22 protein-coding genes are annotated in these 25,618 nt (G+C 43.4%); 16 read left to right on the top strand and 6 right to left on the bottom strand.

The features are described from left to right. Together aroB and alaS are read right to left on the bottom strand one after the other, a co-directional pair. Positions 1 to 1,086, bottom strand: coding sequence for a 3-dehydroquinate synthase (gene aroB, locus M2135_RS04875; RefSeq protein ID WP_280747472.1), 1,086 nt, complete (start codon positions 1,084 to 1,086; stop codon positions 1 to 3). Between the two features lie 18 nt (positions 1,087 to 1,104). Next, positions 1,105 to 3,726 carry an alanine--tRNA ligase gene (gene alaS / locus M2135_RS04870; protein ID WP_280747471.1) on the bottom strand — a complete coding sequence of 874 codons (2,622 nt, stop codon included), beginning with the start codon at positions 3,724 to 3,726 and terminating at the stop codon, positions 1,105 to 1,107. 98 nt (positions 3,727 to 3,824) lie between these two features. Here alaS and M2135_RS04865 point away from each other — a divergent pair, with 98 nt between their 5' ends. From M2135_RS04865 to M2135_RS04850, 4 genes are all read left to right on the top strand, one after another. Beyond that, positions 3,825 to 4,808 carry a M23 family metallopeptidase gene (locus M2135_RS04865; RefSeq protein ID WP_280747470.1) on the top strand — a complete coding sequence of 328 codons (984 nt, stop codon included), beginning with the start codon at positions 3,825 to 3,827 and terminating at the stop codon, positions 4,806 to 4,808. An 18-nt stretch (positions 4,809 to 4,826) separates the two neighbouring features. Beyond that, positions 4,827 to 5,183: a MerR family transcriptional regulator gene (locus M2135_RS04860; RefSeq protein ID WP_280747469.1), complete on the top strand. Its 357-nt coding sequence runs from the start codon at positions 4,827 to 4,829 to the stop codon at positions 5,181 to 5,183. Positions 5,184 to 5,312: 129 nt separating this feature from the next. Further along, the gene (locus M2135_RS04855) at positions 5,313 to 5,708 is read left to right on the top strand and encodes a DUF3127 domain-containing protein (protein WP_280747468.1); all 396 of its coding nucleotides are present in this window, start codon (positions 5,313 to 5,315) and stop codon (positions 5,706 to 5,708) included. A gap of 3 nt (positions 5,709 to 5,711) precedes the next feature. Next, entirely contained in the window at positions 5,712 to 6,665 is a 954-nt protein-coding gene (locus M2135_RS04850; RefSeq protein ID WP_280747467.1) for a calcium/sodium antiporter, read from the top strand. A 4-nt stretch (positions 6,666 to 6,669) separates the two neighbouring features. On the opposite strand, the gene M2135_RS04845 is transcribed toward M2135_RS04850, so the two are convergent. After that, positions 6,670 to 8,919, bottom strand: a complete 2,250-nt coding sequence (locus M2135_RS04845) for a RelA/SpoT family protein (RefSeq protein WP_280747466.1) — start codon at positions 8,917 to 8,919, stop codon at positions 6,670 to 6,672. 436 nt (positions 8,920 to 9,355) lie between these two features. On the opposite strand from M2135_RS04845, the gene M2135_RS04840 reads away from it, so the two are divergent. From M2135_RS04840 to thiD, 9 genes are all read left to right on the top strand, one after another. Continuing rightward, positions 9,356 to 10,150 carry a thymidylate synthase gene (locus M2135_RS04840; protein WP_280747465.1) on the top strand — a complete coding sequence of 265 codons (795 nt, stop codon included), beginning with the start codon at positions 9,356 to 9,358 and terminating at the stop codon, positions 10,148 to 10,150. Between the two features lie 52 nt (positions 10,151 to 10,202). Further along, positions 10,203 to 10,700, top strand: coding sequence for a dihydrofolate reductase (locus M2135_RS04835; RefSeq protein ID WP_280747464.1), 498 nt, complete (start codon positions 10,203 to 10,205; stop codon positions 10,698 to 10,700). A 119-nt stretch (positions 10,701 to 10,819) separates the two neighbouring features. Beyond that, positions 10,820 to 16,447, top strand: coding sequence for an alpha-2-macroglobulin family protein (locus M2135_RS04830; RefSeq protein ID WP_280747463.1), 5,628 nt, complete (start codon positions 10,820 to 10,822; stop codon positions 16,445 to 16,447). A gap of 72 nt (positions 16,448 to 16,519) precedes the next feature. Then, positions 16,520 to 16,900, top strand: coding sequence for a DUF1573 domain-containing protein (locus M2135_RS04825; RefSeq protein ID WP_280747462.1), 381 nt, complete (start codon positions 16,520 to 16,522; stop codon positions 16,898 to 16,900). Positions 16,901 to 16,920: 20 nt separating this feature from the next. Then, complete coding sequence (locus M2135_RS04820) at positions 16,921 to 18,030, top strand: DUF1573 domain-containing protein (RefSeq protein WP_280747461.1); 1,110 nt, start codon at positions 16,921 to 16,923, stop codon at positions 18,028 to 18,030. Positions 18,031 to 18,131: 101 nt separating this feature from the next. After that, complete coding sequence (meaB, locus tag M2135_RS04815) at positions 18,132 to 19,229, top strand: methylmalonyl Co-A mutase-associated GTPase MeaB (protein ID WP_280747460.1); 1,098 nt, start codon at positions 18,132 to 18,134, stop codon at positions 19,227 to 19,229. A 21-nt stretch (positions 19,230 to 19,250) separates the two neighbouring features. After that, positions 19,251 to 20,045 carry a hydroxyethylthiazole kinase gene (gene thiM, locus M2135_RS04810; protein ID WP_280747459.1) on the top strand — a complete coding sequence of 265 codons (795 nt, stop codon included), beginning with the start codon at positions 19,251 to 19,253 and terminating at the stop codon, positions 20,043 to 20,045. A gap of 2 nt (positions 20,046 to 20,047) precedes the next feature. Continuing rightward, positions 20,048 to 20,701, top strand: a complete 654-nt coding sequence (thiE, locus tag M2135_RS04805) for a thiamine phosphate synthase (protein WP_280747458.1) — start codon at positions 20,048 to 20,050, stop codon at positions 20,699 to 20,701. Continuing rightward, the gene (thiD, locus tag M2135_RS04800; protein WP_280747457.1) at positions 20,688 to 21,506 is read left to right on the top strand and encodes a bifunctional hydroxymethylpyrimidine kinase/phosphomethylpyrimidine kinase; all 819 of its coding nucleotides are present in this window, start codon (positions 20,688 to 20,690) and stop codon (positions 21,504 to 21,506) included. The genes thiE and thiD overlap by 14 nt, the downstream gene beginning before the upstream one ends. A 5-nt stretch (positions 21,507 to 21,511) precedes the next feature. Here the strand turns inward: thiD and M2135_RS04795 are convergent, their stop codons facing one another. From M2135_RS04795 to M2135_RS04785, 3 genes are read right to left on the bottom strand one after another with little or no spacing between them, the layout of a single operon-like run. After that, a complete protein-coding gene (locus M2135_RS04795; RefSeq protein WP_280747456.1) occupies positions 21,512 to 21,733 on the bottom strand; it encodes a hypothetical protein in 222 nt (73 codons plus the stop codon). After that, positions 21,730 to 22,206 (bottom strand): DUF3990 domain-containing protein, encoded by a 477-nt coding sequence (locus M2135_RS04790; RefSeq protein WP_280747455.1) that lies wholly within the window; start codon positions 22,204 to 22,206, stop codon positions 21,730 to 21,732. Before M2135_RS04790 ends, M2135_RS04795 begins: the two co-directional genes overlap by 4 nt. Next, a complete protein-coding gene (locus M2135_RS04785) occupies positions 22,203 to 22,751 on the bottom strand; it encodes a DUF3791 domain-containing protein (RefSeq protein ID WP_280747454.1) in 549 nt (182 codons plus the stop codon). The genes M2135_RS04790 and M2135_RS04785 overlap by 4 nt, the downstream gene beginning before the upstream one ends. A gap of 239 nt (positions 22,752 to 22,990) precedes the next feature. Between M2135_RS04785 and M2135_RS04780 the strand changes: the two genes are divergently transcribed. From M2135_RS04780 to M2135_RS04770, 3 genes are read left to right on the top strand one after another with little or no spacing between them, the layout of a single operon-like run. Then, complete coding sequence (locus tag M2135_RS04780) at positions 22,991 to 24,487, top strand: RNA-binding domain-containing protein (protein ID WP_280747453.1); 1,497 nt, start codon at positions 22,991 to 22,993, stop codon at positions 24,485 to 24,487. A 10-nt stretch (positions 24,488 to 24,497) separates the two neighbouring features. After that, on the top strand, positions 24,498 to 25,013 hold the full coding sequence (locus tag M2135_RS04775) for a GNAT family N-acetyltransferase (protein WP_280747452.1): 516 nt from the start codon (positions 24,498 to 24,500) through the stop codon (positions 25,011 to 25,013). After that, on the top strand, positions 25,013 to 25,522 hold the full coding sequence (locus M2135_RS04770; protein WP_280747451.1) for a GNAT family N-acetyltransferase: 510 nt from the start codon (positions 25,013 to 25,015) through the stop codon (positions 25,520 to 25,522). Before M2135_RS04775 ends, M2135_RS04770 begins: the two co-directional genes overlap by 1 nt. Positions 25,523 to 25,618: the final 96 nt, after the last annotated feature.

Genomic DNA, 25,618 nt, shown 5'->3' with positions numbered 1-25,618 from the left:
TTAGACCCCAAAACTTTCCCTGTAAAAATCGAGTGATTCGAGGATGAGTGATTGGGAGACTGATTGGTTGATCTGGACTTCGCCGATATCGGATAAAAGGGAGAAGTTGATTTTTCCACCTTCGTTCTTTTTATCGTGCGTCATGAATTCGTAGAGTGTGTCGTAAGCTTTGCAGTCGAAGTAAAACGCGGGATAGTACTCTTTGATGAAGTAAACGATTTGACTTAACTTATCCATTGGGAAGCGGCACAGTTTGTGTGAGAGATAAAGTTCACTGACCATACCGGCTGCTACGGCATGGCCGTGTAATAGCGGTCTTTTTAGCTCGAATGAAAGGCTTTCAAAAGCGTGTCCGATGGTGTGTCCGAAGTTTAATGCTTTTCGAATGTTTTTTTCCAAAGGGTCTGCTTCTACGATACGTTGCTTCACTGCGACGGACTGAGCCACCAGCTTGGATAATTGACGGATCGATTCGGACTGAACTTCGCGTATCGACTGGGTATACAGATCAAAGCTTAGTAGGGGCATTAATATTTCCGGTGAACTGATCAGTCCATGTTTGAGCATTTCGGCATATCCTGACAAGATGTTATTCAGGTCTAATGTTTGCAGAAAGTGACAATCGATAAAAACGGATAATGGCGGATAGAATGCTCCGACTTCATTTTTTAGTCCGTTAAAGTTAATACCGGTTTTTCCTCCTACAGCAGCATCAACAGCAGCCATGAGCGTGGTCGGGATATTAATCGTGCGGATGCCGCGTTTGAATGTTGCACCGGCAAAACCACCCAGATCGGTGACCATGCCTCCTCCCAGATTGATCAGGATGGAGTCGCGCGACGCCCCGTTATTCGAGAGGAAGTCCCATACGGCGTGGAGTTGTGTTTCATTTTTGTGTTCATCTCCGGCGGCGATGGTGAAACTCGTTGCATTCTGGATGGCCGGGATCTCTTTGATCACCGGAAAACAGTTCTCCAAGGTATTCCTATCGGTGAGTATAAAGGCTTTGTTGTAAGTTAATGAAGACATAAAGTCCTGTAGGTCGGACCGTATGTCTTCACTTATAACGACTTTTTGTTGATTCATTTGTCGTTGGGAGTCTAATTATTTCAATCCTGCAGCTTCAATAATCTCATCAACAGCAGTTGCGAGACCATCCATGTTTTTACCACCGGCGGTGGCAAAGTGAGGCTGTCCTCCTCCACCTCCTTGTATGTGCTTGGCAGCATTTTTTACCAGTTTTCCGGCATCCAGTCCATCTTTTACCAGGTTTTCGCCCAACATGACCATAAGGGTACATTTAGTCTCGTCGGTAATTCCGGCGACAAACATAAAGTTACCAGGGAGTTCTCCTTTTATTTGGAATGCGATATTTTTCATGATATCGACATTGCCCTGTCCGATGTATTTCACTAATTTGATGCCCTGTCGTTCGTCGGTTTTCTCAAGAAGACTCTTTTTAAGCATGATTGCTTTCTCTTTGATGTAGTCTTCGAGTTGTTTTTTCATCTCCGCATTTTCTTCGATACTCTTTTTAATTGACTGCACAAGGTTAGGCATATTATTGAACATCTGGCGGATTTCACGTAGTAGGTCGAGGTGTGAATAGGCGAAATTCTCTGCTGCCTCTGCCGTTACGGCCTCAATACGACGAATGCCGGCAGCAATAGAACTTTCAGAGACAATACGCATCGTTCCGATCATTCCTGTGGCAGGGATATGTGTGCCTCCGCATAATTCAATGGAATTGCCATATTTAACGACACGCACCTCTTCGCCATATTTTTCACCAAATAATGCCATTGCTCCCATGGCCTGCGCCTCTGCAATCGGCATATTCCGGTGTTCTTCTAACGCCAGATTCAAACGTATGCGTTGATTCACCAGTTTTTCAACCTCACGGATCTCTTCTTCACTGACTTTCTGGAAATGAGAGAAGTCAAAACGTAATGCTTCCGGAGAGACATACGATCCTTTCTGTTCGACATGTGGTCCCAGTATTTCACGTAAAGCTTCATGTAAAAGGTGTGTCGCCGAGTGATTACATTCACTCTGCAGCCGTTTTTTCTCATTTACTTTAGCCGTAAACGTGACAGTCACATCCATAGGCAGCTTTGTGACAAGGTGAACGGAAAGATTATTTTCACTTTTTGTATCGATAATCTCTGTTTTTTCATTCTCGGAAAACAGCCATCCGGTATCGCCTACCTGTCCTCCTTTCTCTGCATAGAAAGGGGTTTGATCCAATACGATCTGATATAATTCTTTATTTTTCTGTTTGATTTTACGGTAGCGCAGAATTTCCGATTCACATTCGAAATTATCGTATCCGACAAACCGGCTTTCTCCTTCTTTGAGAATAATCCAGTCGCCGGTTTCGATTGCAGCTGCATTCCGGGCACGCTCTTTCTGTTTTTGCATTTCGGTGTTAAACTCATCCAGATTAACACTCTTATTCTTTTCTCGTAAGATCAGTTCGGTTAAGTCTAATGGGAAACCATACGTATCATATAATGTGAAAGCATCGATTCCGCTTATCACTGTTTGTTGAGCATTGTTCGCCTCTTCAATTTTTTTATCGAGCAAACGAATACCTGTTTCGAGTGTACGCAGGAAAGACTCTTCTTCCTCTTTTATCACTTTTTCAATCAACGTTTGCTGGGCGATCAGTTCGGGATACGCATCACCCATTGTCTCGATCAATGAAGGGATCAGCGTATACATAAACGCTTCGCGGCGATTGAGGAATGTGTATCCGTAACGCACTGCCCGGCGCAAAATGCGGCGGATAACATAACCCGCTTTGGCATTGGAAGGTAATTGCCCGTCGGTAATGGAAAAGGCAATCGTCCGAATATGATCGGCAATAACACGCATCGCAATATCTTTCTGTTTGTCCTGTCCATAGACCGATCCGGTTATTTTAGCGAGAGCCTGAATAATCGGTTGGAAAACATCCGTGTCATAGTTGGATGTTTTTCCCTGGATTGCCATACAAAGACGCTCAAATCCCATACCGGTATCGATTACACGGGCAGGAAGTCCTTCTAGTGAACCGTCGCTCAACCGGTTGAATTGCATAAACACGAGATTCCAGATTTCGATGACCTGCGGATGATCTTTGTTGACCAACTCCTGTCCGGGAATAAGATTTCGTTCTTCCGGGGTACGCAGGTCGATATGTACTTCCGAACATGGTCCACAAGGTCCGGTGTCGCCCATTTCCCAGAAATTATCTTTTTTGTTACCGTTCAGAATATGGTCTAACGGCAAGTATTGTTCCCAGTAAGCTGCCGCTTCATTATCCCGTTCGAGATTCTCCGAAGGGCTGCCTTCAAATACGGTTGCATATAGGCGATCCGGGTCGAGTTTCAATACGTCGACCAGATATTCCCATGCCCATTCAATGGCCTCTTTTTTGAAATAATCGCCAAACGACCAGTTCCCCAGCATCTCAAACATGGTGTGGTGATAGGTGTCATGACCCACTTCTTCCAGGTCGTTGTGTTTACCACTCACCCGAAGACATTTTTGAGAATCGGCTATCCGGGGATATTTGATGGGCACATTCCCGAGGATAATATCTTTAAATTGGTTCATTCCGGCATTGGTGAACATCAGGGTTGGATCTCCTTTTATCACCATGGGTGCCGATGGCACAATTTGATGTCCTTTTGACGCAAAAAAGGATTTGAATGAATCACGGATTTCTTTTGCTGTTAACATAATGTCGCTATATAGTACTCGTTAATATTCTGAAAAACAATTTGCAAAAGTACTGTAAATTATTATTTTTGCGTCTATTTTCAGCGATAAATTGCATTATGAAGCTATTCAAAAGTCGAAAAACATATTTCTTATACAATCCGAACTCGCTAAGTTATGAGCGGGTTTATCCGTCTAATAAGGAACGTATTATAGCGGTATTGCGTCATTTGAGTACCGGTGTATTCTTAGGCGGCATCGCTTTTTTTGTGATGATGAATTTCATTGATTCCCCCATGGAGTCGCAGTTACGGAAAGAGAATAAACTGTTACAAACACAATACAGTGTCCTGGCAGCGCGCCTGGACGATGCATTAGATGTGCTTGAAGATGTGCAGCAGCGTGATGAGAATTTATACCGTGCGATTTTTCAGGCCGCGTCGATTCCCGAATCTGTACGCAAATCCGGCTTCGGAGGTACCAATCGGTATGAACATTTATTGGAGTTGACCAATGCCGACCTGGTCGTTTCAACGACCAAGAAGATGGATATGTTGCGCAAACAGTTGTATGTACAATCCAATTCGCTGGAAGAACTGATCGAGTTAGGGAAGACCCAGGAGGAAAGAAGTAAATGTATTCCGGCCATTCAGCCGATTTCAAATAAAGGATTGACCCGTACAGCATCGGGATACGGTATGCGTATGGATCCCATTTACCGGGTGCCTAAATTCCATGCCGGAATGGACTTCTCAGCAAAAATCGGAACGGAGATTTATGCTACCGGAAACGGGGTGATTACTTTTACCGGATGGAAACAGGGGTATGGGAACTGTGTGATGATCAATCATGGATTTGGTTATGAAACATTATATGGACACATGAGCAAATTCAGGGCTCGCGTTGGCCAGAAGGTGACTCGTGGAGAGGTTATCGGTGAGGTAGGAAATACCGGTAAGTCGACAGGTCCTCACTTACATTATGAAGTAATTGTGCGAGGAAGACATGATAATCCGTCGCGTTATTATTTTATGGATTTGACCCCGGAAGAGTATGACCGAATGCTTCAGATTGCAGAAAATCATGGTCAGGTCATGGATTAACAATAAAGTGTGGATGTCATGGTATTGAAAAAAGATAAAAATCTTAAACAGTTTTACTCCATCAGTGAAGTGGCTCAGATGTTTAACGTCAATGAATCGACTTTACGCTTTTGGGAGAAAGAGTTTGATATCATTAGTCCGCGAAAGACAAATAAGGGAACGCGTTTTTATAAACAGGAAGATATCGACGCGATCCGTCTGGTCTATTACCTGGTCAAAGAACGAGGGTTGACCTTGGCCGGTGCCCGCCAGAAATTAAAAGATAATAAAGATACGGCCATCCGACAGGAGGATATTGTCTATCGTTTGAAAAACATCAAAGAAAAACTCCTTGCTCTGCGGGATGATTTTGATGCGTTTGCTCCTAAAGAATAATCGTACTACAGTTGTTCCCCTGGAGAAATCATTCTGATTTTTCATGTTTGATTAGAAAATGATCCTTCACTATGCATATCTTCGTGGAGAAAATCTTAACTTCGCAGTCGAATTTTAAAGCACATATCTATGGAAATTACCGGAAAAATTATAGCTGTATTGCCTGAACAAGGAGGAGTCAGTAAAACTGGCAACGAATGGAAAAAGCAAGAGTATGTCTTGGAAACGCAGGAACAATATCCTAAAAAGGTCTGTTTTCAGCTTTTCGGTGCCGATCGTATAGCTCAGGCAGCTATTCAACCCGGCGAAATGTTAACCATCTCTTTTGATATAGACAGCCGGGAATATCAGGGACGTTGGTTTACCAATATCAATGCATGGCGTGTAGACCGTGCGGCAACGGATATGCCTATGGGTGGCGCTGACGGTTTAACTCCTGAAAATTTCGCTCCCGCATCTGCTCCGGTTGCTCCATCAACTCCTGATTTCGGACCTGCTGATCCGGTAGACGATTTGCCGTTCTGATTTATGTTAGATATTCTCTTTCTTCTTGGCGGATTAATCCTGATATTAGTCGGAGCCAATATATTGACTGATGGCGCCTCGTCAGTTGCAAAACGTTTTCATATATCCAATTTGGTGATTGGGTTGACCATTGTGGCATTCGGCACCTCTGCTCCCGAATTAGCTGTCAGTCTCTCTTCTGCGTTGAAAGGAAGTGCTGATATGGCGATAGGGAATGTTGGGGGGAGTAATATCTTCAATGTCTTAATGATTGTGGGTTGCACGGCGGCCATTGTTCCTATACCGATAACAAGAGGCACGTTGCGTAAAGAGATCCCTTTATGTTTGCTGGCAGCTATTGTTCTTTTCATTTTTGCCAATGATATATTACTCAATGGAGATAGTCAAAACAGTATAAGTACGAGCGACGGATTAGTTTTACTCTGTTTTTTTCTGATATTTCTTGGATATACCTTTGCGATTGCTCAAAGCGGGGAGGAGAGTGGTTCTCAGATCAAAGAGATGGCTCTCTGGAAAGCCTCTTTGTTTATTCTCGGCGGTCTGGCCGGACTTGTTTTTGGCGGTGATCTTTTTGTGAGTGGAGCTTCCGGAATAGCCCGAAGTTTAGGAGTCAGTGAGTCGGTGATCGGACTGACATTAGTCGCCGGAGGAACCTCTTTACCCGAATTGGCTACATCCGTTACAGCAGCATTGAAGAAGAACCCCGAGATGGCGATCGGCAACGTGATAGGCTCTAACCTGTTTAATATCTTTTTTGTACTGGGATGTAGCGCAACGATCAGTCCGTTGCCGATCCGCGGAATAACTCCTGTTGATTTTTATGTATTGATCGGTTCCTGTATCTTATTGTATATGTTCGGACTATTCTTTAAAAAGCGAACGATAACACGTCCGGAAGGTCTTGTTTTAGTCCTTTGTTATGTAGCTTATATGACCTATCTGGTTCTTTCGCAATAAACTGTTATTCAGCGATACGGCCGACCGATTTGATATTTTTTATCTTCGACAGCGTCACACACATTTTCTGGATATCTTCCACATCGTGGACTTGCATCTTGATCTTTCCTTCAAAGAATCCCGCTTTGGCTTCGATCAGTACTTTCTGAATATTCACATTATATTCCGAAATGGTTTTGGTGATCGCCGTCAAGACACCAACAGAGTCAATCCCATTTACTTGCAGGGTCGCATCAAAAGAGGTGTTCCTGTGGCTGCTCCATTCGGTATTCAGAATACGTCCTCCGAAGCTGCTTTTCAATCGCATGGCGATAGGACAGGCCCGTTTGTGAACGACCACCGTATCATCATCATTGATAAAACCTAATGCGTCGTCTCCGGGGATCGGTTTACAACAATCCGCGATCACATAATTTTTTGAATACTCATCCCCACGAAGAATATACGGTTTGGTTTTGTCGAATTTAGGTTTCTCCTTTTTCTCTTCGTCTTTTACCTGAGGGTTTTTCTCGTTTTTCTGACCAACCCCAAGAGCCTGTTTGACGTATTTAAAGAAGATATTATCCGTTTTCTCTTTCAGTAGTTTCTGTATATTTTCGGGCAACATCACATCCCCTTGTTCTACGGCATAATAGAAATCCTCCCGTTTGGGGAACCCATAATATAAGGCTAATTTGTCGAGGGCAGAGGTTGTTGCTTCCAGGTCGATTCGTTTAAAGGCTTCCAATATTTTGGTTTTTCCTTTTTGGGCTTCGTCTTTTCGTGCTTTTTTCAGGACAGCATCAATTTTTGAACGTGCCTTGGCTGTCGTAATATACCCCAACCATTCCGACTGTGGTTTTTGCGACCGCGAAGTGATGATCTCCACCTGATCCCCACTGGATAATGGATGGTTTAACGGCACCAGGTTATGGTTGACTTTAGCACCGATGCAACGGTTGCCGATGTCGGTATGCAATGCATAGGCAAAATCCAATGCGGTAGCCCCCTGAGGCAACGTTTTAAGGTCTCCTTTGGGGGTGAAAACAAAAATCTCTGTCGTAAACAGGTTTAATTTGATCGTGTCCAGGAAATCCAATGCGTTCGGATTCGGACTTTCCAGTATTTCGGTGATCGTTTGCAACCATTTATCCAGTTCGGTATCTTCTTCGACATTACTCTCTTTGTATTTCCAATGAGCCGCAAACCCTTTTTCTGCAATCTCATCCATTCTGCGGCTTCTGATCTGTAACTCCACCCATTGACCGTCGGGACCCATTACAGTCATGTGAAGAGCCTGATATCCATTTGCTTTCGGGTGGCTGACCCAGTCGCGGATACGGTCCGGACGAACCCGGTAGATATCGGTGATAGCGGCGTAGATATCCCAACATTGGTTTTTTTCATCGAGACCCGGCTGCGAGTCGAAAATGATTCTTACGGCATAGATGTCATAAATATCTTCGAAAGGCACATTTTTGCCTTGCATTTTATTCCAGATCGAATAGGCCGATTTGACACGCGCACGCATATCATACTTCATGCCCATGGCCTGGAGTTTGAGATGTACCGGCTCAGCAAAATGCTCAAACAGTTTGTTACGCGATTCCTCCGTTGCCCTTAGTTTGTTATTGATCATCTCATATTCATTCGGATGCTCATATTTAAAACTGAGGTCTTCCAGCTCGGTCTTAATAGAGAACAATCCCAATCGATGAGCCATGGGGGCATAGAGGTATAAGGTCTCTCCTGCAATTTTGAACTGTTTGGCTGTTAACATCGAGCCGAGTGTACGCATATTGTGTAACCGGTCGGCAATTTTTATCAGGATCACCCGGATATCGTCGCTCATGGTGAGCAGTAATTTGCGGAAATTCTCTGCCTGTGCCGAGGCCTGATCCCCAAATATCCCTCCGGCGATCTTTGTCAATCCATCCACAATCTGGGCGATTTTATCACCGAACATATTCCGCAGATCTTCGACGGTATACTCGGTATCTTCCACCACATCATGTAACAGAGCGGAACAGATCGAAGTCGATCCCAGTCCCATCTCACTACAGACAATCCGGGCAACAGCGAGCGGATGCATGATATACGGATCTCCCGAACGACGTCTGGCGCCGGCATGAGCCTGATTGGCGAAATTGAACGCTTTGGTAATCCGTTCAACCTTACGACGATGGTTGGAATTTAAGTATTCGTTCAAAAGTGCATTGAACTCCTCTTGTACCATCTGTTCGTCTTTTATCTGTTTTTCTGTTTTTTCAGTCATATGGATTGTCTGCGGTTAAAGAGATGAAGAGGGCAAATATATCAAATATTTGCCAATCGAATACCACTGTAGTTGTAAAAAAGTGGGTTTTTTTTACTGCATGTCATACACATTTTATTGTGTTGCCTTAACGCGTTTTCTCTGACAAATTAATCGTCTACCAATTGGTAGACGATAGTGACACAACTGGTAGACGAAAGTGCACCAACTGTTAGACGAAAGTGACACATCTGTTAGACGATTAATTCCTTACTGCAAAAATAGTCGTAGATAAGGATCGCTGGAGGAGCCTATGCAATCCATTCTTTTAGCTGTATTCATTCGGTATTAAAAAAAGCTTGTTTGATAGAGTGATGTGACGAGAAAATACGATTGATTCAATCTTTGGTTTATTCCGACCACTTTCGTACATTTGCATCCTACAAGAACAGAACAGATGAAACAATACCATGCGCTGCTCAATCGTGTCTTAACAGAAGGGATACGGAAAGAAGACCGAACAGGAACCGGGACGTTAAGTGTTTTCGGTCATCAGATGCGTTTTAATATGGAAGAGGGTTTTCCTCTGCTTACGACCAAGAAATTACATCTGAAATCGATTATCTACGAACTTTTATGGTTTCTGAAAGGCGATACAAACGCACGTTATCTACAGGAAAATGGTGTGCGGATATGGAACGAATGGGCCGACCCGGATGGTGATTTAGGGCATATCTATGGCTATCAATGGCGCTCATGGCCCGATTATAAAGGAGGGTCTATCGACCAGATCAGTCAGGCGGTGGAGATGATCAAGCAGACGCCCGATTCGCGCCGGATTATTGTCAGCGCCTGGAATGTAGGTGATCTGGAGAATATGAACCTGCCACCCTGTCACGCTTTTTTTCAGTTTTATGTGGCCGATGGTAAACTGAGTCTCCAGCTTTATCAGCGTTCCGCCGATATCTTTCTGGGCGTTCCTTTTAATATAGCTTCTTATGCTTTGTTATTGCAAATGATGGCGCAAGTGACCGGTTTGCGTGCCGGAGATTTTGTACATACACTTGGTGATGCACATATTTACAGCAATCACCTCGACCAGGTTGAGTTGCAACTCAGCCGTGAATGTCGTAAGCTTCCGACAATATATATCAATCCGGAAGTAAAAAGTATTTTTGATTTTCAATATGACGACTTTGAACTAAATGATTATAATCCGCATCCCCATATCAAGGGAGATGTCGCTGTCTGATGGTGATTGATTGAATTTTACAAACGCAAAAACAGATTAAAACGATTCGCTCATGAGTACTATTTCTATTATTGCTGCGCTTTCGGAGAATAATGCTATCGGAAAAAAACAACAATTGTTGTGGCATATGCCATACGATATGAAACGCTTTAAAGAGTTGACAACCGGGCATGCCGTTGTTATGGGTCGCAAAACATTCGAGTCATTGCCTAAGGGCGCATTGCCTAATCGGAAAAACATTGTTCTGACGACCTTGCCTGAAGCCGGATTTGTGGATTGTTTCGCCTGTGAGTCGATGCATGACGCCTTGGATATTTGTGAGAAAGAAGATGAAATTTTTATGATCGGCGGTGCGATGGTGTACAAACAGGCGTTAGAGATTGCCGATAAAATGTATCTGACACGTGTTCATCATGTTTTTGAAGATGCTGATACTTTTTTCCCAGAAATAAACTTTGACGAATGGGAAGAGATCGAATGTCAGCAGTTTTCTGCTGATGAAAAACATATTTATCCGTATACCTTCTTGACCTATATCCGGAAAAAGTAGGGATAATCCGGAATCTTTCGACAATTAATCCTTATTAACGGATATTTCACAAATATTTGCTCTTTCTTTGTATCTATATTGAAACAGTTATTGTTTCCAGTTTAATGAATAAAATAGGTATGAAGATAAGAGCAACTATTGTTTCGGTATTGATCCTTTGTGGTATTTCATTGTTTGTGATATACATCAAAGCCGGCGAAACATCAAAAGAAGAGCGAATGATCAGTACATTAATCGAAGAGCATAACACCCCGGAACTCATCAAGGCATTAATTACGCATATGCAGGATGAACTGGAAAAGGATAACGACCGGTTCCCGGAATTGATACAAGAGGTGGAAGCCTTTACGACAAAGACGTCAGGACAGGCTTCTGTCGCCCTGTTGCATTCCATACTGGCAGAAATGTATGACTGGTATTATCAGCAAAACCGGTGGCAAGTGACTCAACGGACAGCATTAACCGGTTTTATCCCCGATGATATTCGCGAATGGTCTGCCAATCTTTTTGAGGATAAGATCCAGGAGGAGTTGACGCTCTCTTTGCAACCTGCCGATCTATTACAACAAACTCCCGTTACTGATTTTAAAGAGCTATTGATAAAGGGTAAAGATTCTCCGGAATTGCGTCCGACATTATACGACTTTTTGGCCTATCGGGCATTGGCGATTCATCCTTCCTATGAAATATATGAAAAGCTTCTTTCTTTCCGGCAACAACAACCGCAGAGAAAAGCAGCGCTTATGGTCGAACTGGATTATCTGAATTATCAATACCAACAAGGCCATTTCCCACAGAAATATACCGACTATATCACAGCTTTAGAGTCGCTTAACCGCCTGTATGCGGATGAGGATTTTTCTATTGAAATACTTATAGCCCAGTTGAATCAAACCCGTTATTTGCCGGATGATGGCCGTTTGAACACAGATTCGTTACAGACTCAGCGATATCACCAGATCAAAGAGGCTATTTCCCGTTTTCCCGGATATGAACGAATTAATTTGTTGAAGAATGAACTGGCTTCCATGGAGGAGCCGTTTATAGCATCGGAGATGCCCAATACGGTTTATCCGGGGCAATATGTAGAACTGAAATTGACGTATAAAAATATTACCGGTGTAACCGTTCAACTGTTTGAAAGTAAGCGGCAACCGATTGACTTAATGTCGTATAACTCTCCGGATGAGGAGGCGGTGAAAGGATCATTGGTGAAAGAACTCGCTTTCTCGCTTCCGATTAAAAATACCTATAGTAGTCAGGATACGATTCTGCGGATTCCGGTGGAAAAGGCAGCACTCTATGAATGTATTATCAGCGCTTCCGATAAGGAGATAAAAAACAGACATACATTGAGTGTTACCCGTTTGGCCGCTGTTTCGCGACAGTTGGCTTCGGGAAAGGCAGAGGTGTTTGTCACTGATTTCAAAAGTGGGAAGCCGATATCCGGAGCTGAAGTGTACTATTTTGGTGGACAACGGCGGTATCTGCAACTGCTTGGGACAGTGGAAACAGATAAAAACGGTATCGCTGTTTTACCCGACAATAAAGAGATTTATGCCTGTCAACCCATCTTGCCGGGAGATACCTGGGCAAGAGTTGCCAGTGTCTATCTTTATCGCTATCATACGGAACCGCAAAAAGATAAAACAAAGCTTTCGCTGTTTACCGACCGTGGACTTTATCGTCCGGGACAAACCGTATTTTTCAAAGGGATCGCTTATATTCCCGATACGGAAAATCCAAAGGTTGTAACGAAAGAGTCTTTTACGGTTTCCCTTCGGGATGCCAATAATAAAGAGGTGACCCGTCAACAGCTTACAACAAATGAATTCGGCTCATTCAACGGCGAATTTATCCTGCCTAAACAGGCATTGAATGGTACTTTCCGGATCGAAGCCGGGGATTATTCGACATATATCCGGGTGGAAGAGTATAAACGTCCGACATTCAAGGTGGATTTTCTTCCTGTAAAAGAGGAAATTGCTTTTGGAGATGAGGTTCGCCTCAATGGGAAAGTACAAACATTTTCCGGTGCTTCTCTTCAGAGTGGAGAGGTCACTTGGCGGATTACCCGTACACCTTTATGGCCACGCATGGGGTGGGGAGGTCAAACGGAACAGGTCGGATACGGAACAACAACGGTGACCGGCGACGGTAGTTTCTCGTTTGTATTTAAACCGGAAAAAAGAGAACAGCAACAGCCGTTGTGGTGGAGCCTTTATGAGCGCTTTGAGGTGACTGCTACCGTAACCGACAGTAAAGGTGAGACGCAGGAAGCATACTCTCTCTTCAGTGTAGGGGAAGCTAGTATCCTTCTCTCGACCAATCTGCCGGAGCAGGTAGATAAAAACAAGACAAGTGTATTAATAGATGTGCAGACCTTGAATGGAGAAAGAACAGACGTTTCCGGGTTATATACAGTCGTCAGTCTGGAAGAGAACGGGAAAAATCAATACGGTAGTCCGATGTATAAGGAGGACAAACTGGTGACATCCGGACAGTTTACTTCGGGCGAAGAGTTGCCTTCGTGGTTGCTGTCGAAATTTCCATCCGGACGATATCGCCTTAAAATGGAGGCGGCAGATAGTAAGGGGAGAACGGCCAAACAAACACACGATTTTGTGCTTTATGGCAAACAGGATAAACGTCCTCCGGTATTTTCTCATACATGGATACTGAACGAAAAAACGACGTGTATGCCGGGAGAGGAGGCTGAAATTATATTCGGATCCTCCGATAAGGATGTTTTCCTCTTGTATGAGTTACATCATAGCAATGGGTTGTTTATATCGCGTTCAATGGTGAAGTTGAATAACGAGAACAAAACATTCCGGATACCTTTTAAAGCAAATTACGGAGATGGTATCGTTGCTTCGTTTACCTTCGTCAAAGAGGGACAATTATATGCTTCGCAGGTGCCGATCTATCGCAAGAGACCGAACCGTCAATTATACATAAAAACCGAGACGTTCCGGGATCGTTTATTGCCGGGTAATAAAGAGGTCTGGAAGTTTAAAGTCGTAGATAACGACTCTTTACCGGCTGTTGCAGAAGTATTGGCAGGTATGTATGATATTTCATTGGATCAAATACAACCGTTCAACTGGTCGTTTAATCCCACCTCGTCAATCAATGTATGGTTAAGAAGTTTTGAAGCGGGTATCGGATTTTATCGGAATCATGAAAGTGCGAGTGGGACAGTGGACTATCTCGAAGTGAAAAACTACGAATTTGATCAGTTGGACTGGCAAAATGTACTCGATAGACACGTCTTTTATAATATGGCTCCGTCTACCCGTTCGATGGGCGGTTTAAGTATGATGCGGAAAGAAGCAGATGTTCTTGCTGAAAATATGGTAGAGGAAGCAGTGGCCGATTCGGGAGTTGCAATGGATCAGGCCACGACTCAATCGGAAAACGGAAAGAAAAACAGTCAAACGTCCATTCGTCAGAACTTTAACGAAACAGCCTTTTTCTATCCGGTGATCCGGACGAATGAAACAGGTGATTTTATCCTTAGTTTCACTATGCCGGAAAGTAATACGACCTGGAAATTACAGACAGTAACACATACGGCAGATCTTAAATTTGGCAATCTGACTAAGGAGGTGATTACCAGTAAGCCATTGATGGTATTACCCAATCTTCCGCGTTTTATGCGACAGGGAGATCAGGTATCTATCGCGACTCAGGTGATTAATCAATCGGAAGGAAGATTAAAAGGGAATGTTCGTCTGGAACTGTTTGACCCTGCTACCGAAAAGGCTATTGTTGGTCTGTCAATCGGACAGCAATCGTTTGATCTGGCTGCGGGAGGTAATACTTCCGTCGACTGGACTATTGCAGTTCCGGCAAACATGGAGTTGATCGGTCTACGCATAGTGGCCGATTCGGAAGAGGGCAGCGATGGAGAACAACATCTGATCCCGGTCTTGTCTAATCAACTATTCGTAACGGAAAGTACACCGTTCTATCTGTTGAAAAAAGGAGAAAAACAGCTTCAGATTAACTCGGGTAAAAACAGTCGCAAACCTTTCCGAATGACATTGGAGTTGAGTAGTAATCCGGCTTGGTATGCTGTTCAGGCTTTGCCTACTATCTCTACGCCGGAAAATGAGAATATTCTTTCGTGGTTTGCTGCCTACTATAGTAATACTCTGGCTGTCTCTATGGTGAATGAGTATCCCCAATTGCAACAGGTAATCAGGCAATGGAGTATACAAGGTGGCAATGCGGAAACGCTATTGTCTAACCTTGAGAAGAATGAAGAGCTGAAAAATATCCTTTTGGAGGAGACCCCGTGGGTGATGGAGGCTAAAAACGAAACTGAGCAAAAACAGCGACTTTCGTTATTATTCGATCTGAACCGTGCTTCTTTCCAGCGCGAAGCGGCACTTCAACAACTCCTGCAGCAGCAAACAGAAGAAGGAGGATGGAGTTGGTTTAAAGGATTAAACTCCAGTCGTTCGATTACACTCTCTATCCTGAAAGGGATGAAGCAACTGGCCGAATTAGGTGCTGTTCAATACGGTCAGGAAGAGAAAGAAATGCAAATGAGGGCATTGAAATATCTCGATCAGACAATTCAAAAAGAGTATGAATCTCTGAAAAAACAGAATGAACAATGGCGATCAGTTCTGCCTAGTCCGGAACAACTCGAATTCCTTTATGTCCGGAGTGGATACAGGGATATTCCTGAACTGGGAGATGCACGGGAGGCCATTCGTTTTTATACTGACCAGGCAGAGAAACAATGGAGTAAATACGACCTGAAAGGAAAAGGAGAAATTGCTCTGTTGATGCACCGGAACGGGAAAAAGGATGTAGCAACAGCGATTCTGGCCTGGCTGCGCAAGACGGCAACGACCTCAGAAGAGATGGGTATGTACTGGGCGAATAATCGCAGAGGAACAAATTATTTCACTTCACCGATAGATGTGCATACGCAACTGATGTTTGTTTTCCATGAATTGGGTGCCGATCAGACAGAAACAGATCGCATGAAACAGTGGCTATTGAACCAGAAGCGGACACAGAGCTGGGAGTCTGTTCCTGCAACAGTTAATGCTGTATACGCTATTCTATTGACTGGAAGTGACTGGTTGATGAATAAGAATACGGTGGCTGTCGAATGGAACAACCAGGTGTTCAATTCAACAGAAGGTGAAGCTGCTACAGGATATATAAAACGAGTCGCAGAAGGAGATGCAATTACGTCGCAGGCCTCTTCAGTAAATATCCGTAAAACAGGTGAGGCTCCTGCATGGGGGGCGGTCTATCATCAGTACTTTGAGGATCTGGATAAAGTAAGTGGACAAAAAGGGGTATTGAATGTCGAGAAGAAACTCTTTGTTGAAACAAACAGCGGAAGCGAGAGGCAGATTCGTCCGGCGGATCATAATGCGTTACGTGTAGGAGATAAAGTTATTGTTCGTTTAACGGTACGCACAGACCGTGATATGGATTATGTCTACCTGAAAGATCTGCGTGCAGGAAGTTTTGAACCGGCTGATCAGTTGTCGGGGGTCTCTTATCGTGACGGAGTGTTTTTCTATCGTTCGCCGAAAGATCTGTCGGAAAATTTCTTCTTCGAACATTTACCAAAAGGCACATTTGTGATCGAATATCCGGTGTATGTTTCACGTAGTGGAGAATATGCAGGAGGAATCAGTACAATACAGTGTTTGTATGCTCCCGAATTTGTTTCTCATACGGAAGGGGATAAGCTGGTTGTGCGCAAATAATGTGTTGATTCTTGATGTTGTACTTGGTTTTCACTATATTTGTCGTTTTAAATAATGCAATTAAAAAGAAAAATGAAACAGATTATTTTTATTTTTATGGCAGTATTGTTGGCTACTAACTTTGTTTCGGCTCAGGACCAACAAGCTGTTATCGCAGCAGACCAGATGGCTTACGATTTCGGAGAGATTAAAGAAGCCGATGGTAAAGTGTCTCATACCTTTGAAATTAAAAATACAGGAGGGATGCCGTTGGTATTAACACGGGTGATTGCCTCTTGTGGGTGTACAACTCCCGAATGGACAAAAGAACCGATCGCTCCGGGAGGAAAAGGTACCATTAAGATTACTTTCGACCCGGCTCATCGCCCCGGACCGTTTACTAAATCGATATCGGTGTATAGTAACGGAAAAACAGGCAGTTTTATATTGACAATCCGTGGTGAGGTAAAATAAAACAGGCAAACAAAAACCACATGTTGCAAAACAAACGATTTCTACTTATTCTGATGGGTGTGTTGTTCTGGGGGATTACCGTCGCTCAAAATGATGCGCAGATAAGTGCGGATGCGATGACGTATAATTTCGGAACGATCTCCGAAGCAGAAGGTCCGGCAACGCATGTTTTCACGGTCAAGAATACGGGGAATAAACCGTTAGTGATTACGCGAATCACTGCATCATGTGGGTGTGCCCGTCCGGAATGGTCGAAAGAACCTATTGCTCCGGGAAAGACCAGTGAGGTCAAGATTACGTTCGATCCGAAAGGACGTCCCGGACCTTTCCATAAAACAGTATCCATTTACAGTAATGGGAAAAAGGGAAGTTTTACACTTTCCATCCGGGGTAATGTCAAACCGAAAGCGGCTCAGCCGGTATTTACCTATCCTTATTCCATCGGAGAGTTGAAGTTGCATACAAAAACAATTTTGTTCAGTAGCATTCGTGAAGGCGAAGCGATGGGAGAACGGATAAACATCATGAACGACAGTCAGAAGTCGTTAAGTATCTTATTGGGTAAGATGCCAAACTATTTCACTGTTGAAGTCAACCCAGCAACCTTGCAGCCGGGCGAGACGGGAGAAATTACCATTTTACTGGATGCCAAGGTCGCCAAGCGAAAAGGGCGGATCGTTACCGAACTTCCGGTCACATTAAGTACCTCGGATGAAAAAGAGGTGTTGGGTGAGATCAAAATCGCGGCCAATATCATTGACAATTTCACCAAACTGTCGCCTTCAGAGAAGACACAGGCGCCTATGGCTCAGCTTTCGGGAACAATTATCGAATTTGGACAGGTAACCAACAAGAGCAGTATCATTCCGTTAATCGGAGGGAAAGTCACCGGTACTTTTGAAATCAAAAACACAGGTAAATCACCTCTGATCATCTATAGTGTAACTTCAGACGATGAACGGCTGGATATTTCAGGAGGGAAAAGAGAACTCAAACCGGGAGCCTCAACGACATTCAAAGTGTCGCTTCGTCCGAAAGATGTTAAAGCCAAACTCGAATCATTGATCAATGTTGTATGCAATGATCCGAATGGCCCTGTGCGGTTGATCAAGGTGACAGCCCACAAATAAAATAAATGAAAAATGAAGAATGGAGAGTTAAGAATTAAAAAACGACGATTCTAACTCTTCATTTTTCATTTTTAAATTTTTCATTCTTAATTTCAAAAAATATGGAACATCCCGAGAATGATGAAATGTATAAGGGATTGAAGGTTAATAAAGGGATTTCAGATGCCCCTACTGTCAACCCGTACTTAACGAAACGCATCCAACGTAAAGAATATACACCGGCCGAATTCGTCGACGGGATTTTGAAAGGAAACATCACGATTCTCAGTCAGGCCGTTACTCTCGTAGAAAGTGCCCGTCCCGAACATCAGCAAGTCGCCCAGGAAATCATCGAAAAATGTTTGCCTTATGCCGGAAAATCGGTTCGGATAGGAATTACCGGAGTTCCCGGTGCCGGAAAAAGTACCTCTATAGATGCCTTTGGGATACATTTGCTCAATCAGGGGCATAAATTGGCTGTTCTTGCGATCGATCCAAGCAGTGAACGCACAAAAGGGAGTATTCTCGGAGATAAAACCCGGATGGAGGAACTTTCCCGTGAGAAAAATGCGTTTATCCGTCCTTCTCCTTCTGCCGGCTCGCTGGGAGGGGTGGCTCGTAAAACCCGTGAAACGATAGTGCTTTGTGAAGCTGCAGGTTTCGACGCTGTTTTTGTCGAAACGGTCGGTGTCGGACAAAGTGAAACGGCTGTTCATTCCATGGTCGATTTCTTTTTGTTGATTCAATTGGCTGGAACAGGGGATGAGTTACAAGGGATTAAACGCGGTATAATGGAGATGGCCGATGGGATCATTATCAATAAAGCCGATGGTGATAATATCGAAAAAGCGAAGCTGGCTGCCTCGCAATTTCGCAACGCCTTGCATCTTTTCCCTTTGGCAGACTCCGGTTGGACACCGAAGGTATTAACCTACTCCGGATATTATAAACTGGGTATTCCGGAAATCTGGGAAATGATTGACGAATATGTTGCTTTTACGAAAAACAACGGCTATTTCTCTCATAAACGTAACGAACAGGCCAAATACTGGATGTATGAAAGCATTAACGAAACACTTAGAGATACCTTTTATCATAATCCTGCCGTTGAGGAGATGCTGGTAGCAACAGAACAACAGGTTTTAAACAATGAAATCAGTTCATTTGTAGCAGCCAAACGAATGATGGATCTCTTTCTACATGATCTGTCTAAAAAATAAGGTTAAATATTCACTTAAAAGATGATTGACAGTACACATTTGGAGCGGGATCTGCTCCTGGTGAGAGAACGTTCGCCACTGATTCACAATATCACCAATTATGTCGTAATGAATAATACCGCCAATGGCTTATTGGCTATTGGTGCTTCGCCTGTTATGGCCCATGCCATAGATGAGGTGGAAGAAATGGCGGCTATTGCTTCAGCCGTTGTATTAAACATCGGAACACTTGAGGAAAGTTGGGTGGAGAGTATGTTGATTGCAGGAAAAACGGCATTGAACCGTCAAATCCCTCTTATTCTTGACCCGGTAGGTGCAGGTGCAACCTCTTATCGGTCTAACGTTTGTAAGCAATTGATGGAAACCTGTCCACCTACCATCATACGAGGTAACGCTTCGGAGATTATGGCCTTGTGGAACAACAATGGTCGTACCAAAGGGGTAGATAGTATCGATTCATCCGATTTGGCACTTGAATCTGCTAAGGCGTTAGCTGCTCATACAGGAGCCATTGTGGTTATTAGTGGGCAGACGGATTATATCACCGACGGTCGGCAAACGGAGATGGTCGCGAATGGCAATACGCTTATGGCGCGTGTAACCGGTATGGGGTGTACTGCCACGGCTATGGTGGCAACCTTTGCCGCAGTTAATCCAAACCCGTTGGAAGCGTCTGCACATGGGATGGCCATCATGGGGATAGCCGGAGAAATTGCTGCTACCTACTCGAAAGGTAATGGTAGTTTGCAAGTCAACTTCCTCGACGAATTATCTAATATCAACGGGGAGACGATCCGTCGCCATCTCAAAGGATAAATATGCAGAAAAAAATCGATCTAAGCCTTTATCTGGTCACCGATAGTATGCTCTCTTTGGGACGACCGCTCATAGAGGTAGTAGAAGAAGCTGTGAAAGGAGGAGTAACTCTTGTTCAGCTGCGTGAGAAAACGTGTGACAGCAAAACTTTTTATGAACGGGCAGTTGCGCTTAAACGCATACTGAAGCCTTATGGGGTTCCGCTTATTGTCAATGATCGGTTAGATATCGCCTTGGCGAGTGATGCCGACGGCCTTCATATCGGTCAAAACGACCTTCCTTATCCGATAGCACGCAAGCTACTGGGGAAAAACAAAATCATCGGTTTGTCGGTAGAAAACGAAGAAGATGTTTTACGGGCTAATCAACTGGATATAGATTATATTGGTATTTCTCCTGTATTCAATACCCCAACAAAGACCGATACCGCATCGGCGCTTGGACTTGACGGAGTGCGTTCAATAACTCATCTCTCTAATCATCCGGCAGTAGCTATTGGAGGAGTCAATCTGAACAATGCTACCGAAATTATCCGTGCAGGAGCGGATGGTCTATCTGTCGTCTCTGCCATTATGTCGGCCGCTGATCCGCAAAAAGCGGCGGCTGATTTTTGCCGGATTATTCATCAAATACGATTAAAAGATGTCAACAAATAAACAATATAGACGTGCACTGACTATTGCCGGAAGTGATCCGAGCGGAGGTGCCGGTATTCAGGCCGACCTTAAAACCTTTTCAGCCTGTGGGTGTTATGGAGCAACGGTCATTGTTGCGGTGGTGGATGAAAATACTGTCGGCGTGACAGGGGTACATCCGGTACCGGTACCGTTTGTCACCGGGCAGATACGTTCGGTGCTCGACGATATAGGAGCCGACGCGATTAAAATCGGAATGCTGCATTCCTCCGAACTAATCATGGCCGTTCGTGATACGCTTGCCCGATATACGATCAAAAACATTGTGCTCGACCCTGTTATGGTCGCCACTTCCGGCGATCCTCTTCTACAGGATGAAGCGATCAAAACCTTAAAAAACGAACTAATTCCCCAGGCTCGTGTGATTACCCCGAATATCCCGGAAGCAAGTATTCTACTGGGCAAACAGATTACTCATCAGGAGGAACTCCCTGATGCTGCGCGGGAACTGTCACAGAATCGTTCGGTATCAGTCTTGTTGAAAGCCGGGCATCTGACGGAAGATACTTTGACCGACGTTTTCTACAATGCGGAGTCTGACGAACTTATTTATCTCTCTTCCGAGCGTCTACAGACAAAAAATACACACGGAACCGGTTGTACATTATCATCCGCTATCGCCGCTTTTCTGGCTCACGGTCTGCCGCTTAATGAGGCGATTCGTCAGGCTAAAGCGTATATTCGTCAGGCGATTACTGCCGGGGCGATGTATGAAATCGGAAAAGGACATGGCTCTGTCCATCATTTCTTTAATTTTTGGGAATAGTTGTTTTATTTGATTTTTCCCATTTTGATTTCCGATTTCAGAATCTCATAGACATAGGCCGAACTTTCAATATATAATCCGGTTGTTTCGGTTGTGAGTTTTTCAAATGTTTCCGAATTATGGAACAATGTGATCGCTTCAGACATACCCATATCATTATCTTCCATGAGATAAATGACAACGTCCTTGGTTATACCTTCGATTAAATAATGCGTTTTTTTATTCATAATGCGTTGAGATATACTACAGCTTTCTGTGAATGAAAAAAATATAGGGAAGATATGTTCTTGTATTTAAGACCGTTTACTAAAGTAGGTAGGTCAATAATGCCATCATCAAAATTGCGGAACAGTGTCGCTATTGTGTCATCAGCCACCGGCCCAATGACAATATCATATGCATGGATGGGATGTATCTGAGCCCGGCTCCGATTAGCCATTACAAATAAAGCCCACTCTTCATCCGGTTTCTCAAAATGTTTGATTGACAAAGACGAATGATTGAATACCTCCGCATAGTCGAATTTAAAAGAAGTTACAGTCGGTTCACCTCCATAGATAGACGCTGTTCGTCTTGCCATTTGTATCGCTTGCTCTTCTATTTCGGTTAGGTAAAAACCTTGCCCGAAGTCTTTATACGGTTTGCATTTGGCAAAGTCAATGGTTTTAATCGCTGTATTTGATCCATGGAACAGTATCATACAATTCCTCCTCCCTGATTGCGACAAATACGTGCCAAATCCTGCACACTGTCCTCGATCGACAATAGGTGTTCGGCTTCATAGTGCTCCTCAAGAAATTCCAGCCCTTTATGGTGGTGCAGGTAATTGCTCGCTTCACGTACTGTTAGATTGTATGTTTTTGCAAATTCGTTTATGACGGCAACAACATATCCGACAATTCGCTTATCAATACTCTTTTTGCCAGCCAACCTGACAGTTGTAGATAAATTCAATGCAGCAAGCACTTTATTGATAGTCTTTATAGTTAATCCTTTTCCACTCTCTATTTTTGAAATTTGCGCTTTGCCGACGCCGATTTTTATACCTAGTTCTTCCTGTGTCATGCCGCAGCGAACCCTTTCCTCGCGAATCAATAGTCCTATTTTGTCGATCTGAACGGTCATAATGATCTTTTTTGTAAAGGTATAAAAAGTTTCCTGTTTTGGAAACTTTCCGAATTGTTTTTGCATTTTTTTGCTCGGATCAGCATAACATTTCAAACCGAAGGCGACTTTTTTCAACATCTTCAGAATCCTTTTTCTGTTAGAGGTACGTCTAAAATAATTTAGACGTACCTCTAAATCGATTTACACCTACCTCTAAATGAATTTAGAGGTACCTCTAACAAAAAACAGAGGTAGGTAATACCGAAAAAGCAATTGAAAGGCTTTATTCATTCTTTATGGAGTATTAAAAAAGTTGAAGCCAGACTGGAAAAAATAGAAATAATTCTACCTTTGCAGTCGTGTATGAAGGAAGGCCAATGAATGAGTCTCTATTGTTAAACGAACCGGCCGGTCGAAGCATTTGTTTTTTACCAGCATTTTCTGATCCACAGGAATGGGTTCGCACCATTATTGCTTTTGCAAATGGTGTAGGAGGCGATCTTTTTATAGGCATGAATGATGCACCACGCGAAGTCACAGGAGTGCCGGAGAAAGAGTTGTTTGCTTGGGAAGAAAAGATATTGAAAACCGTTAGTACACAATGTGCGCCGGCGATTTTGCCTCAGGTCTCTTTTCTTCGGATAGCAGAATTGGCGGTGGTGAAAATCACGGTGGTTAAAGGGAGTGAGCCCCCATATCATCTGGTAGAAAAGGGAGTTGAAGATGGAACATATATCCGCTTCGGTACAACGAATCGGTTGGCAGATGGTGATTATATAGCCGCATTAAAGCGACAACGATTACACCACTCTTTTGATCGGGAATCATATCCTCAGGTAAAGACAAGAGATCTTGATATTGAAAGCTTTAAACGGATGTATCTGGAAAAAAACAGTGAGTTTGTTACAGCTTCATTGCTCAGGCGGATGGGATTGACATTAGACTCGGATGATGATACGGTACCGACAAATGCGTTGGTTCTTTTATCAGATGGGCAGATCAAAGAAGGGCTGTTTCCGTCGGCGATCATTGAATGTATGCGTTTTAGGGGAAATGATTCTTCCGAATGTATTGATGAAAAAGTGATAGCGACCAATATTGCTGAACAGCCAGAAGCTGCTTACCAGTTTATACTGGGGCATATTCATATGGGAACCCGTTTGGATGGGTTGTATTCCATACCCCGGTGGGAGTATCCGGTCAAAGCTATTCGTGAAGCGCTTTATAATGCGGTCATACATAGGGATTATGCATTGAAGGATCTTCCTGTACGGGTATTCGTCTATGACGACCGGATTGAAATCTGTAGTCCGGGTTTGCCTCTTTCGTCTATCCGGTTTGATGCGACGGCAATCACGCAGGTGGCTATTCGTAATAAACAGATCTACACCGTTTTTCAGCGGTTGGGTTTGATTGATCGCTGGGGCGAGGGTTTGTCTATTATGACCGACGAGCTTCTGGAATATCCTGAGATAGGGATAAAAAGGGAAGAGTCTGATCTCTATTTCCGTTTGACATTTGGTAAAGGGATAAAAAAGGAAGATCGGATTCAGCTGGAGGTTGTGCCGGATTATAAACAAGAATTGTTTCAATCGTTAAATACGACTTTAAGTTTTGAACGGGATAGAGAAACGCTCTATTCGTCTATTTTGCGGAAATTACTCCATTCGGAATTATCCCGCAAACAGTTGTCCCAAAAAATGAAACAAAAAACCATTTCGGGACAGTTGAATAAAATTATCACACGCCTTTTAAATGATGGGTTGATTGGGCGTACAATAGAAGAAAAACCGAATCATCCCTATCAGAAGTTCAGGATCACAGAGAAAGGCCGAATCTTTGTAGATCTATTAAATAACAAGAAAAAACGCTAATAGAGCCGTTATGTTTCCGATACAGAAAGAAAATTTTGAGATACGTCCCTGGAAATTAGAAGATGCTGAATCCTTATCAGAACAGGCGAATAATGTGAATATCTGGAATAATGTGCGTGATGGTTTTCCACATCCCTATACGAAGAAAAATGGGAAAGCTTTTATCAAAGAGTGCTTAAAAAGATCATTCCCGTTGGATTACGCCATTGTGGTGGATGGTAAGGCTGTGGGGGGTGTCGGTTTTATTCTTCAGTCTGATGTAGAGCGTTATAATGCTGAATTGGGTTACTGGATCGGAGAGGCCTATTGGAATAAAGGCATCATCACGGAGGCTGTCCGGGCAGCTATCCGTATCGTCTTTCAGGAAACGGATATTGCCCGGATCTACGCTTGCGCATATGCGTACAATACGGCTTCTATGCGTGTGATGGAGAAAAATGGATTCAGAAAGGTTGGCGTTATGGAAAAAGCGGCTTTTAAAAATGGAGCATTTGTTGATTTTCATTACTATGAATTATTGCGGTGATGATTTCTATTGAAACACCCCGGTTGTTTTTGCGTGAAATCAATGAAGATGATCTTCCCCACCTTCTGGCAATCTATACCCAAAAAGAGAATATGCGTTATGTTTCCAATGGGAAATATAATTGGACTCTGGAAGAGTTGCGTGAAAAATATAATCGGATTAATAAGGAGTACTGTGAACAGATTGGTATATTTGTTGTTGTATTGAAAGAGAATGGAACTCTTATAGGCGAAGGTGGACTGTTTAACTCTTTTGACGATAACTCCATTTTGGAACTGGGGTATATTATAGACACTGTTTATTGGAATCAAGGGTTTGGTTCGGAGATATGCAGAGGTTTGATCCACTATAGTTTTAATCGGCTAAAGACCCGGAAGGTAGTCGCCCGGATGTATGCTGATAATCTTGCTTCGGTTCGGTTGTGTGAGAAAATGGGTATGACAAAGGTTGAATCGGGACAAACCGAAGAGGGGCATATCTATTATAGGTATGAACTTTCGACATTATAAGAATCTCCTTCCGGATATAATCAAAGATTTATAGCATTTTTAAGAGAAAAGCTTTACTTTTGGCATATTTATTGCACTGCTTCTCCGTACCTTTGC

The sequence above is a fragment of the Parabacteroides sp. PF5-9 genome (assembly GCF_029893105.1).
Taxonomy (GTDB): domain Bacteria; phylum Bacteroidota; class Bacteroidia; order Bacteroidales; family Tannerellaceae; genus JARXWG01.
This window is presented reverse-complemented; position numbering and strand designations above follow the sequence as displayed.